The 12,246-nt window shown below is 72.5% G+C and carries 10 protein-coding genes; 1 reads left to right on the top strand and 9 read right to left on the bottom strand.

Translation table 11 applies throughout. The features are described from left to right. Positions 1-451 precede the first annotated feature (451 nt). Positions 452-892 (bottom strand): SRPBCC family protein, encoded by a 441-nt coding sequence (locus ACIP5M_RS35580; RefSeq protein ID WP_401205158.1) that lies wholly within the window; start codon positions 890-892, stop codon positions 452-454. 79 nt (positions 893-971) lie between these two features. Further along, positions 972-1,751 carry a metallophosphoesterase gene (locus tag ACIP5M_RS35575; RefSeq protein WP_401205155.1) on the bottom strand — a complete coding sequence of 260 codons (780 nt, stop codon included), beginning with the start codon at positions 1,749-1,751 and terminating at the stop codon, positions 972-974. Between the two features lie 231 nt (positions 1,752-1,982). Here ACIP5M_RS35575 and ACIP5M_RS35570 point away from each other — a divergent pair, with 231 nt between their 5' ends. After that, a complete protein-coding gene (locus ACIP5M_RS35570) occupies positions 1,983-3,779 on the top strand; it encodes an AMP-dependent synthetase/ligase (protein ID WP_401205152.1) in 1,797 nt (598 codons plus the stop codon). Here ACIP5M_RS35570 and ACIP5M_RS35565 read toward each other — a convergent pair. The 7 genes from ACIP5M_RS35565 to ACIP5M_RS35535 all read right to left on the bottom strand — a co-directional run bounded on the left by ACIP5M_RS35565 (position 3,767) and on the right by ACIP5M_RS35535 (position 12,180). Then, complete coding sequence (locus tag ACIP5M_RS35565) at positions 3,767-5,395, bottom strand: GMC oxidoreductase (protein ID WP_401205150.1); 1,629 nt, start codon at positions 5,393-5,395, stop codon at positions 3,767-3,769. The two genes, ACIP5M_RS35570 and ACIP5M_RS35565, sit on opposite strands and share 13 nt — an antisense overlap. A gap of 103 nt (positions 5,396-5,498) precedes the next feature. Further along, entirely contained in the window at positions 5,499-6,641 is a 1,143-nt protein-coding gene (locus tag ACIP5M_RS35560) for a glycosyltransferase family 4 protein (protein WP_401205147.1), read from the bottom strand. Positions 6,642-6,718: 77 nt separating this feature from the next. Beyond that, positions 6,719-7,825 (bottom strand): hypothetical protein, encoded by a 1,107-nt coding sequence (locus ACIP5M_RS35555; RefSeq protein ID WP_401205145.1) that lies wholly within the window; start codon positions 7,823-7,825, stop codon positions 6,719-6,721. 66 nt (positions 7,826-7,891) lie between these two features. Then, a complete protein-coding gene (locus ACIP5M_RS35550; protein ID WP_401205142.1) occupies positions 7,892-8,953 on the bottom strand; it encodes an NlpC/P60 family protein in 1,062 nt (353 codons plus the stop codon). Positions 8,954-9,251: 298 nt separating this feature from the next. Beyond that, positions 9,252-10,280, bottom strand: coding sequence for an NlpC/P60 family protein (locus tag ACIP5M_RS35545; protein ID WP_401205139.1), 1,029 nt, complete (start codon positions 10,278-10,280; stop codon positions 9,252-9,254). Positions 10,281-10,532: 252 nt separating this feature from the next. Then, the gene (locus tag ACIP5M_RS35540; RefSeq protein WP_401205160.1) at positions 10,533-11,897 is read right to left on the bottom strand and encodes an NYN domain-containing protein; all 1,365 of its coding nucleotides are present in this window, start codon (positions 11,895-11,897) and stop codon (positions 10,533-10,535) included. A gap of 40 nt (positions 11,898-11,937) precedes the next feature. Next, the gene (locus tag ACIP5M_RS35535; protein ID WP_215020373.1) at positions 11,938-12,180 is read right to left on the bottom strand and encodes a hypothetical protein; all 243 of its coding nucleotides are present in this window, start codon (positions 12,178-12,180) and stop codon (positions 11,938-11,940) included. Positions 12,181-12,246 lie beyond the last annotated feature (66 nt).

The raw sequence follows: 12,246 nt of genomic DNA, 5'->3' as shown, positions 1-12,246 counted from the left end.
CCCGCTTCGACATGTTCAGGGTGGTTGCGCGCTCGTCCTGCGGGGACACTCCGGCGTGTCCCCACCCCAAGCCCCACTCCGGCCCCACCCGGGCCGGGGGTCGCAATCCACTCCCCCGTGCACCGGGCCGGTGCCTGTTGCCTGCTGGTGGAGCGGGGGCACGCCGGGACGTCCCCGCAGGACGAGCGCGCAACCACGCTTATGTGTCGAAGCGGGCCTTAGTGCGCGAGCCGAGGAGACGTCCCGGAGGGACCCCGCGACCCCGACCGGCAGTCAGGACCCCGCCCGGGGACACCACCCCAGCCCCGCCGGCGTTTGAGGCGAACCGCACCCCGCCCGGGGATCGGGGCACCGCCCCAGGGGCACCCCCCAGCCCCGCCGGGGGGACGGGGCGGAGCCACGGTAGCGGCGCTCAGGCAGGAGGGGACGGCCCCCGCCGGGAGGCCAGGGGTCAGGCCGATTCCACGCGCTTCTTCAGGCCCGCCAAGGCCCGATCGATGATCACCTTCTCGGCCTTCCGCTTGATCATGCCGAGCATGGGGATCTTCACGTCCACCGTCAGCGAGTAAGTGACCTCGGTGCGCTTGCCCCCCGCCACCGGGGCCAGCCGGTAGGACCCGTCCAGCTGTCGCAGCATCTGCGACTTGTCCAGGGTCCAGCTGACCTCGTCCGCACCCTTCCAGGTGTACGCGAGGGTGTGGTCGTCCTTGATCGCGCCCGCGTCGAGCAGCAGCCGGACCATCGAGGCGCGGCCCTCGGCGTCGGTGGCCAGCACCTCGGCCTCCTTCACCTCGCCGGTCCACTCCGGGTAGCGGGCGAAGTCGGCGATCACGGCCATCACGTCGGCCGGCGAAGCCTCGATCGTGATGCTTGAGCTGGTGTGTTCCGCCATCGCGGTCGATCCTCCGGGGAGTATTCGAGGAAATGTGCGGCCTCCGGCCGCCGCTCGAAGGCTACCGTGCGTGCGGAGGTCACCACTCCAGGGCCCAGGGCCTGCCGGTCGCCGCGAAGTGGCCGACGTTCACGCACTCCGTGTTCCCGATCCGCATCCGCCGCGCCAGCGGCTGGTGCACGTGTCCGAAGAGCGCGTACCGCGGCCTGGTCCGCCGGATGGCGGCGAGCAGGGCCTCGCTGCCCCGCTCGAAGCGCCGCGCCACCGTGTCGTAGCAGAGCTCCGGCACCTCGGGCGGGATGTGCGAGCACAGTACGTCGACCTCCCCCAGGGCCTCCACCTTGGCGGCGTACTCCTCCGGGGAGATCTCGTAGGGCGTCCGCATCGGCGAGGGCAGCCCGCCGCCGACGAAGCCGAAGACCCGGCCGCCGATCTCCACGCGCTGCCCGTCGAGGACGGTGACGCCGGGGCGGTCGTCGGCGTATTCGGGCCACAGGTGCGGCATGTCGACGTTGCCGTAGGTCGCGTACGTGGGGCTGGGGAAGGCGGCGAACATCTCGGCGTACTGGCGGCGCACCGCGCCCTCGATCAGCCGTTCCCGGTCCAGGCCGTCCCACAGCCGCCGCCCCAGGGCGTGGGCCTCCTCGAAGCGGCGTGCGGTGCGCAGTTCCACGATCAGGTCGGCGTTCTCGACGCCGAAGAGGTCGGGGAAGATCCCGCGCGAGTGGTCGGCGTAGTCGAGGAAGAGGACCAGGTCGCCGAGGCAGATCAGCGCGTCGGCGCCGTCCCCTGCCCTGGCGAGGGCCTCGGTGTTGCCGTGTACGTCGCTCACGACGTGAACCCGTGTGCTGCCAGCCATGCGGTTCACCCTAGGGGCGCCTGGCCACGGAGGGGTAGTACGGGTGGCGGAGGCGGCCGGACCTGCGGTTACTTCCGAGTCGCGAGCGGGGTCGACTAGGGTCGACGCGGTATGGCTGCGTCATGTGACGCAGGGAACATCTGGCCGGTTCCCTCTATCGGGAACCCACTACCGGTGGGTAACGTCCGGTCGGTCCACACGGTGGCGATGGCGCCCAGAGGAGCAGCAGTCTTGCGCGAGTTCAGCCTTCCGGCCCTGTACGAGGTCCCGTCGGACGGGAACCTGACGGATCTCATCCGCCGCAATGCCGCTCAGCATCCAGACACCGCCGTCATGAGCCGCAAGGTCGACGGCCGGTGGCAGGACGTGACCGCGACGGAGTTCCTCGCCGAGGTCCGGGCCACGGCCAAGGGCCTGATCGCGGCCGGCGTCCGCCCCGGCGACCGGGTCGCCCTCATCTCCCGCACCCGCTACGAGTGGGTGCTGATCGACTTCGCGATCTGGACGGCGGGCGGCGTCACCGTCCCGGTGTACGAGACCAGCTCCCCCGAGCAGATCCAGTGGATCCTGGGCGACTCCGGCGCCGTCGCCGCGATCGTCGAGAGCCCCGGGCACAGCGCGGCCGTGGCCTCGCTGCGCGACCGGCTGCCGGAGCTGCGCGAGGTCTGGGAGATCGAGCAGGGCGCCCTCGACACGCTCAGGAGCGCGGGCGCTGAGATCAGCGACGCCGAGGTCGAGGAGCGCAGCAGCCTCGCCAACGCCGACGACCCGGCCACCATCGTCTACACCTCGGGCACCACCGGCCGTCCCAAGGGCTGCGTGCTGACCCACCGCAACTTCTTCGCCGAGTGCGGGAACGTGGTGGAGCGCCTGAGCCCGCTCTTCCGCACCGGCGAGTGCTCCGTGCTGCTCTTCCTGCCGGCCGCCCACGTCTTCGGCCGCCTGGTGGAGGTGGCGTCCGTCCTGGCGCCGATCCGCCTGGGCTGCGTACCGGACATCAAGAACCTGACCGACGAGCTGGCCTCCTTCAAGCCGACGCTGATCCTCGGTGTGCCGCGCGTCTTCGAGAAGGTCTACAACTCGGCGCGCGCCAAGGCGCAGGCCGACGGCAAGGGCAGGATCTTCGACGCGGCGGCCGAGACGGCGATCGCGTACAGCCGCGCGCTGGACGCCCCGGGCGGCCCTTCCTTCGGCCTGAAGCTGAAGCACAAGCTGTTCTCCAAGCTGGTCTACAGCAAGCTGCACACGGTCCTCGGCGGCCGCGGCGAGTACGCGATCTCGGGCGGCGCCCCGCTGGGCGAGCGCCTCGGGCACTTCTTCCGCGGCATCGGCTTCACCGTGCTGGAGGGCTACGGCCTGACCGAGTCCTGCGCGGCCACGGCCTTCAACCCGTGGGACAAGACGAAGATCGGCACGGTCGGCCAGCCGCTGCCGGGCTCGGTGGTGCGCATCGCGGACGACGGCGAAGTGCTGCTGCACGGCGAGCACGTCTTCCAGGGCTACTGGAAGAACGAGACGGCGACCGCCGAGGCGCTGACCGACGGCTGGTTCCACACCGGCGACGTCGGCACCCTCGACGAGGACGGCTACCTCGCGATCACCGGACGCAAGAAGGAACTCATCGTCACCGCGGGCGGCAAGAACGTGGCCCCGGCGGTGATCGAGGACCGCATCCGCGCCCACGCGCTGGTGGCGGAATGCATGGTGGTGGGCGACGGGCGGCCGTTCGTGGCGGCGCTGGTCACCATCGACGAGGAGTTCCTGGGCCGCTGGGCCGCGGAGAACGGCAAGCCGGCCGGTGTGACGGCGGCGGAGCTGCGGGAGGACGCGGAGCTCATCGCCGCCGTCCAGAAGGCCGTCGACGACGGCAACGCGGCGGTTTCCAAGGCGGAATCGGTGCGGAAATTCCGCATTCTTCCCTCCCAGTTCACGGAGGAGTCGGGCCACATCACGCCGTCGCTCAAGCTGAAGCGCAATGTGGTGGCGAAGGACTTCGCGGACGAGATCGAGGCGCTCTACCGCGCCTGACCGGACAGGTCCGCCGCGAGGATCCGCTCCATGTTCCGCTCGGCGAGGGCCGTGATGGTCACGAACGGATTCACGCCGAGCGAGCCGGGCACCAGGGAGCCGTCGACGACGTAGAGCCCCTGGTACCCCTTCGCCCGCCCGTACGCGTCCGTCGCCTGCCCGAGGACGCAGCCGCCGAGCGGGTGGTAGGTGAAGTTGTCGGCGAAGGCCTTGTTGTCACCGAACAGGTCGTGCCGGTAGACGGTGACGTTCCTCCGGTTGATGCGGTCGAAGAGGCATCGGGCCGCGTCGACGGACGGGGTGTTCTGGTCCCTGGTCCAGCGCAGCCGGGCCGAGTCGGTGGCGGCGTCGTAGACGAAGTGCCCCCGCTCGGGATTCTTCGTGATGGCCAGGTACATCGAGATCCAGTGCTCCAGCCCCATGGGCAGCGGGGCGATCTCGGCGAAGACCGGGTTGGCCGCGTTGTCCCAGTCGTCGATGCCCAGGGCCGGCATGGTCGCCTGGTGGGCGCCGACGGTGTCCCACAGGTGGTTGGCGCGGGCGGTCATGACGTTGCCGTTGGGGCCCCACCCCTGCCCCACCCGGTCGCTCAGCGCGGGCAGCGTCCCGGTCTCGCGGGCCCGCAGCAGGATCTCGGTGGTCCCCAGGCTCCCGGCCCCGAGGAACAACTGCCGGCAGCCGAGCTCGCGGACCTGCGTGACCCTCCCGGTGACATCACTGGTCCGGACGGTCAGCACGTACCCCCCGCCCGGATCGGCCCTGACCCCGACCACCCGCTGCATCGTCTCGATGGTGACGTTCCCGGTGCCGATCGCCGCGGCCAGGTAGGTCTTGTCGACGCTCTTCTTGCCGTGGTTGTTGCCGTAGATCACCTCACCGGCGAGCGCCGACTTGACGGCGGTTCCGGCCGCCTCGCGCTTCATGTACTCGAAGTCGTAGACGTTCGGCACGAACACGGTCTTCAGCCCGGTGTTCTGGGCGTGCTTGCGCGAGACCCGCGCGAACCGGTACCACTCCGTGGACTCGAACCAGCCCGGATCGATGTCGTTCACGCCGAGCATGGAGCGGGCGCGCGGGAAGTAGGTGCCGTACATCTCGTCGGCGTCCACCCCCGGAAACACCTCGGCGAAATAGGACCTCCTCGGTGTGGGCGCCATCCCTCCGTTGACGAGCGACCCTCCGCCCACCCCGCGGCCCACGTACACCGACATGTCCCCGTGGTTCACCCGGTCCAGCACACCGGGGTACGGGCTGATGTCGCGGTTGACCACGTCGAGCCAGAGGAACTGCGCCAGCGGCGCCTCGGTGCGCGTACGGAACCACATGGACCGCTGGTCCGGAGCGGAGGTGGAGGGAAAGACCTTCCCGTCGGCCCCGGGAGTGTCCCAGAGCCGCCCCATCTCGAGCACGACGGTCCGTACCCCGGCCTGCCCGAGCCGCAGCGCGGCAACGGCGGACCCGTACCCGGACCCGACGACGATGGCGGGGGCGTACTGGGCCGCGGCCGGCTCGGCGGCGGATGCGGAGGAGAGCCCGATCCGGGTGAACCCGAGGGCGGCGGCGGTCTGGAGGGCGCCGATGCCAAGTATGTGACGGCGCGTCAGCTTCGATGTCATGCGCGCATCATGAGCGGAATCCGGCCGTCCAGCCATACTCCGCCTTGACAGACTCCTGAGAGACAGTCAGGCGTGGCGGCCCGCGCGAGGGCCGCCGGCGTCCCTACAACAACTCCCGCAACCGCCCGGCCAGCAGGTCCCACCGCCACCGCTCCTCGACCCAGGCCCGCCCCGCGGTCCCCATCCGTTCCCGCAGGGCCGGGTCCAGCAGGAGGGTCACCACGCGGTCGGCCGCGTCCTGCGGCGAACCGCCCCGCACGACCCAGCCCGTCTCGCCGTCCAGCACCGCGTCCGGCGCCCCGCCGGAGTCGCCCGCGACCACCGGCAGGCCCGTCGCCGAAGCCTCCAGGTAGACGATGCCGAGGCCCTCCACGTCCAGCCCGCCCCGGCGGGTCCGGCACGGCATGGCGAAGACGTCCCCCGCCCCGTAGTGCGCGGGCAGCTCCGCCCACGGAACCGCCCCCGTGAACCGTACGGACGCCGCCACCCCCCTGGCCGCGGCCAGCGCCCGCAGATCCGCCTCGTACGGCCCGCCGCCGACGATCAGCAGCACCGCGTCCGGCACCGCCGCCAGGATCCTCGGCATCGCCTCGATCAGCGTGTCCTGCCCCTTCCGCGGCACCAGCCGCGAGACGCACACCACCACCGGCCGGTCCGTCAGCCCCAGCCGGGCCCGGACCTCCGCCCCGCCCGACTCCGGGTGGAAGGTCTTCTCGTCAACCCCCGGCGGGAGTTGCACCATCCGGGCCGCCGCCCGCTCCGTCACCGCCGAGGCGATCCGCGAGCGCGTGTACTCCCCCAGGTAGGTCAGCGTGTCCGTACCCTCGCCGATCCGCCGCAGCAGCTGCCGCGCGGCCGGCAGCTGGGCCCAGCCCGCCTCGTGCCCGTGGGTGGTGGCCACGATCCGCCGCGCCCCCGCCCGCCGCAGTGCCGGACCCATCAGCCCGAGCGGGGCCGCCGCCCCGAACCACACCGACTCGCAGCCGTGTTCGCGCAGCAGGGCCACCGCCCTCGACGTCACGCGCGGCGTCGGCAGCAGCATCGTCGTACGGTCGCGCACCACGGGGAACGGCTGCTCGGCGTCGAAGGCGGCCGTCGCCTCGCGTCCTTCCTCACCCCGCTTCCAGGTGGAGGCGTAGACGACGACCCGGTCGGGATCCAGCCTCAGCGCCATGTTGTGCAGGAAGGCCTGGATGCCGCCCGGTCGCGGCGGGAAGTCATTGGTCACGATCAGCGTCTTGTGCATCGCCAGCCGACGATACCGTCCGCCCGGGCCGGCTGCTCAGGCCCTCCCCACCCGGGGGCGGCCGGGCCGACCGGTGCTCACCTCAGGTCGCGGATCAGCATCTCCCGCCACAGCGACGTCAGCTCCGCCCGGTCCACGCCCAGCGTCTGCTCCAGCGCCGTGCCGAGCGGCTCGCGGCCCACCCGCTCGTACAGGTCCACCAGCGCCGCGTCGCCCCACTTCTCCGCGATCAGCCGGCAGGCCAGCCAGGAGCCCTCGTACGCCCGGGCCAGCGCGTCGGGGTCGCCGCCGAAGGCGAAGGCCTCCGTGTCCGGCAGGGCGGCCGGCACCTCGCCGCGCCGTACGGCCCGGGCCAGCGCGGGGGCGCCCTGCTCAGGGGTGGTGGAAGTGCCCCGGTATGCCGCCCAGTCCGCGAAGCCCTCGGAGAGCCACAGCGGCGTCGTCGCGGTGGTCGCCGCCCGGGTGGCCACGTGGGTGACCTCGTGGGTCAGGACGACCCGCCGGCCCTCCTCCCCCAGCTGGGCCCAGCCCTCGGGGTTGACCACCACCCGGTCCGCTGGCGCGGGCCCGGCCCCCACATGGCCGGTGGTGACGGCGCCCAGCCCCCGGTAGGTGTCGGCCGGCCGCCCCAGCAGCTCCGCCATCCGGTCCAGGGACCCCGGGACCAGCACCACCACCCGCCCCGCCCACGGCCGGGGCCAGGCGGCGCTCGCGGCGGGTACCGCCCGGTCGGCCTCGTCGGCGATCGCCGCCAGGTCGGGGGCCCCTTCGCCGCCCAGCACCAGCGAGTGCGTACCCCGAACCTCGGTCACCGGCCCCTGGTCCCACAACTGCGGCAGCGCGCCCGGGGCGGGCCGGTCGGAGGTGACCCGCCACCGCGCGCCGTCCCCGCCGTCCCCGGTGGCTTCGCGTACGAGCTCGAGCCGGCGCGCCGAACCGACCGGGGCCGTGTCGTAGCCGGCCAGCCGGTAGCGCAGCTCGGCCCGCACGTCGGCCCGCGCCCCGTCCAGCCGCACCGAGGTGACCTCGTACGACCAGCCCTCCAGCGGGATCCCGGCGAGCCGCTCGGGCGGCACGCGCGACCAGTCGGCGACGGCCCGCCGGACGTCCCGGTCGGCGGTGTCGCCCAGCGGCGCCCCGCATCCGGCGAGCAGGACGCACAGCACGAGCGGCAGCACCGGCACGAGACGAAGGCGAGGGGGACGGCGACGGGCGAACACCCGCCGATCGTACGCACAGACGCCCTGCTCTCAGGGCCGGGTGACCGCCGACACCGGCATCATCCCGACCGGGTCGTACCGCACCCTGGCCCCGGGATACGGCGCGTGCACGACCTGCCCGTTCCCCACGTACATGCCGACGTGGCTGGCGTCGGAGCGGTACGTCACCAGGTCGCCCGGCCGTGCCTGCGACAGCGGCACCTGGCGTCCCGCGTGCCGCTGTGCCTGCGAGGTGCGGGGCAGCGAGACGCCGGCCTGCCGGTACGACCACACCATCAGCCCGGAGCAGTCGAAGCCGGAGGGGCCGGTGGAGCCCCACACGTACGGGCGGCCGACCGCCGCCCGGGCCGCCATCACGGCGGCCGCGGCGCGGCCGGAGGAGGCGCCGAGCGCGGGGATGTCGGGCAGCGCGTCGGGGCGGCCGCCGGAGCGCGAGGCCCGCTCGAAGTCGGCGCGTTCCTCGGACGGCATGGCGTTGAGCAGCCGCCGGGCGGCCGCGAGCTTCGCGGTGACGGCCCGCTTGTGCCGGGCCACGTCGGAGCGCAGGGCGTCGAGTTCGGCGAGTTTGAGGGAGGCCTCGCGGCGTTCCTGGCCGAGCCGGCGCTGCTCCTCGCGCAGTTCGTCGAGCTGCCGGGCCTGGCGTCCGGTCAGCCGCTCGAGTGCGGCGGCGTGTTCCAGGTACGCGTCGGGGTCCTCGGAGAGCATCAGCCCGACGGCGGGGTCGATTCCGCCGCTGCGGTACTGGGCTCCGGCGAAGGTGCCGAGGATGCCGCGCATGGTGTTGATGCGCTCCTGCCCGCGGGCGACCGCGTCCTGGGCTCGGTCGACCTCCGCCCGGAGCTTCTCGGCCTTCTCGCCCGCCTCGTTGAAGCGTTCCGTGGCCTGCTCGGCCTCCTCCAACAGCCGGTCCACCTGGGCGCGCGCGCTCCCGGACGGGTCGTGCGGGAGGCCGGGGGCCGCGCTCGCGGGTGCGCCCGTCATGGCGACCGCGGCCGTGGCAGCGGCGGCGGTGAGGACGGTGACCTTCGTGTTCCGGTCGCGACCGGCAAGGCCGGTGAGGCCGCTGAGGCCGGTCCGGCGATGGGATGCCACGTGAAACCGCTCCCTTCCGCTGTGCGGGGCCCGGGTCCGCCCCCCGTGGACGGCCGTGTGCCGGGTTCCGCGCTGGCAGACAGTAGCCGCGCCACCGGGCACCGGCCAACGACCGCCGACGGGTACGCACAGTGACGCCCCGCCGGAGACGCAGGTCACCGGCGGGGCGTGTGGTCACAGCGGGGCCGCGCAATTCGCCCGGATGGGCGGTGTACGGCGCGTCCCGGGGCGGGAGTTCACCGTGCGGGCGGGGTCCGCCGGCCGTGCGGGCGGGGTCATCCCGCCGTGCGGCCGGAGGTCAGCCGACGCGGACGCCGAACTGGAAGGGCATGTTGTCCATCGACTCGTACTTGATCCCGCCGCGCGGGTTCGAGGCGTGCAGCGTCATGTTGTTGCCCGCGTAGAGACCGACGTGGTGCAGGTCGCTGTAGAAGAAGACCAGGTCACCGGGCTGGAGCTGGCTGCGGCCGATACGGGTGCCGTCGTTCGCCTGCGTGTAGGTGGTGCGGGTGATGTTGACGCCGGCCTGCTTGTACGCCCACTGCGTCAGACCGGAGCAGTCGAACGCGCTCGGGCCGGTTGCGCCGGAGACGTACGCGCCGCCCAGCTTGGTCTTCGCGGCTTCGAGTGCGGCTCCGGCGCGGCCGGACGCCTTCACGTTGCCGAGGTCGACGCGGCTGCTGTCGCTGCGGCTGGCGCGCGACTCCTCGTCCTTGAGCGCGGCGCGCTCCTGGGCGGTGAGGCTGTTGAGCAGGGCCTGGGCCTCGGCGAGCTTCTCCTGCGAGACCTTCTTCTTCTCGCCGAGCTCCTTGCGGGTGGCGTCGAGGTCGGCGAGCTTGCCGGCGGCCTCCTGGCGCTGCTGCGCGAGGCTGCGCTGCTTGGCCTGGATCTTCTGGACCGCTTCGACCTGCTTGCCGCTCAAGTGCTCCAGGGAGGAGGCCTTGTCGAGGTAGCTGTCGGGGTCCTCGGAGAGGAGGAGCGCGAGGGAGGGGTCTATGCCGCCGTTGCGGTACTGGGCGCTGGCCATCGAACCGAGCGTGTTGCGCAGCTCGTTGAGCTCGCCCTGGCCGCGCGCGACCTGGTCCTGGAGCTGCCCGATTTCCTTTTCGAGCTTCTCCTGGCGTTCCTTGGCGCCGTTGAACTTCTCGGTCGCCTGCTCGGCCTCTTCGTAGAGGGCGTCGACCTGGGCCTTGACCTCGTCCTTGCCCGGCTTCATCGGCGCGGCGGAGGCGCCCTGGGAGGAGAGAACGACGGCCGCGGCCGCGGTGGCGGTGAGCACGGTCACACGAGCGCGGGTCGGCTGCTTGGGTCGACGGTGGGACGCCACGAAGGCGAGCTCCTTCTTCCTTGAGCCGCCGAAGAACGCAACTCGGCAGCACCTCCGCCGCCACCCCGAATGAGTGATCTACCGCACGAAGGTTTGAGCAGACCCTAGTGACCTCGCTGTGATCAGTTCAAATCCTGTCGGGAAAAAACTTGCTCCCCGACCAGCTTCTTTACCTACAGCGCACGCTCTGTGCCGGGCACTTGACGGTACGTTCCCTGGAGGCCCCACCAATTCGGGCATTACCGCCAGCAGTTACGAAACGCGCGAAAGCCGCTTCAGCAACAAGGCGGACGTCACGGGCCGCGCACCCGCCTTGGCCACCCCGTCGGCGACCTCCCGGTCCGTGGAGACCACGACCACCGGACGGCCGGGCGGCTCCGCGCGCACCAGCTGACGGATCAGCTCGTCCGCCGTCACCCCGGCCTTGGAGAACAGCACCCGCACCCCCCGCGGCGGCGCGAGCAGCACCGGGGCCGCCAGCTCCGCCCCGTCGAAGACACAGGTCATCTCCGCGCCCGTCTGCGCGGCCAGCATCGACAGCCCGCCCAGCAGCCGCAGCCGCTGCTTCTCCAGCGGCATCGTCGGATAGCCCGTCTTGGTCACGTTGTAGCCGTCGACCACCAGATGGGCCTGGGGCAGCGCCAACAGCTGGTCCAGCAGCGCGGGATCGGTCTCCGACAGCGCGCGCGCCGCGATGTCCTTCGGCGTCATCCGGCCCGGCTCCACCGCGTCCACGGTGTCCGCCGGACGCGTGTTGACGGGCGGCAGCGCCAGCTCGCGGCGCAGCCCCGCCGCCGCGTCCAGCACGGTGTCCAGCAGCAGCCGCAGCCGCATGTCCTCGATGCTGCGGCCCTCGCGGGTGGCCCGGCGCGAGGTCTCCAGCGCCGTCTCCACCTCCGCCAGCCGCGACTTGAGCCGCCGGGCCTCGCTCTCGGCGGCGGCCACCCGCGCGGCCGCCTCCCCGCGGATCCCCTCGATCTCGGAGTTCACCTTGCGCAGGGCCGCCTCGCCGCGCTTCACATCGCTGAGCGCACTGCGCAACTTGCGCTGAAGCGATTCCGCTTCCCTGCGCGTCGCCTCCAGCTCGGCCCGCACCTGCTCGCCGCCGGCGCGCTGCAGTTCCCGTACGTGTGCCAGTTCCTCGCGCAGCCGGTCCAGCTCGCGCCGGGTCTCCTCGCCGACCCGCTCGGCGTCGGCGCGCTGCGCCTCCTCGCCCGCGGCGGCGACCAGCTTGACCCACCCGGCCGGCCGCAGCACGTACGCGGCGGCCGCCACGTCCAGCGGATCGGCGGCGGCGGGCGGCGCGCCCGCCTCCAGCGCCCCGGCCAGGTCGGCCTGCGCCTCGCGCAGCTTCTCGGCGACCCGCCCGCGGAAGACGGCGTCGGTCTCGACCGCCGCGGCCATGGCGTTGCCCGCGAACTTGGCCCGCCGGGTCGGGGTGAACCGGGCGTACTGGCGCAGTTGCGCCGGGAGGTCCGCGACCGTCAGTCCGCCGAAGGCTTCCGAGACGAGCGCGACGACCCGGCGCCGCACGCCTTCCGGCAGCGGGCGGTCGAGCACCTCGGCGGCGTCGCCGGCCGCGTCGGCCGGCTCAGCGCCGCTTGCTGGCTCCACAATCCGTCACCCCTACCGTGATCTACCTGTGGGCACGGCTCCCTCAGGAGTCCGCGCCCGGCCTGTCCACGAGCTCGATCTGGTCCACCGCGTTGCACCAGCGGCAGCGGACCGACTCGATGGTCTCATTGACCACCTCGCGCTCCTCGACCTTGGGCTCCCCGGCGAGGTCCAGGTGGACGTACTCGACGACCTTCGACGAACGGGTGACGTCGAAGCGCGTGAGGTTGCCGCACAGGGTGCAGCGCCACCGGGTGGTGTCGGTCGGCAGGGGAACCGTCGTCATCGGGCCGCTCTCTCCTTCGTAGCTCTTTCAATTAAAGCCGTCCCCGCCCGTATGCGTCGGTATGTA

The organism is Streptomyces sp. NPDC088762, assembly GCF_044750905.1.
Classification (GTDB): domain Bacteria; phylum Actinomycetota; class Actinomycetes; order Streptomycetales; family Streptomycetaceae; genus Streptomyces.
The sequence above is the reverse complement of the archived record's forward strand: the minus strand, read 5'-3'. Positions and strand labels throughout refer to the sequence as shown.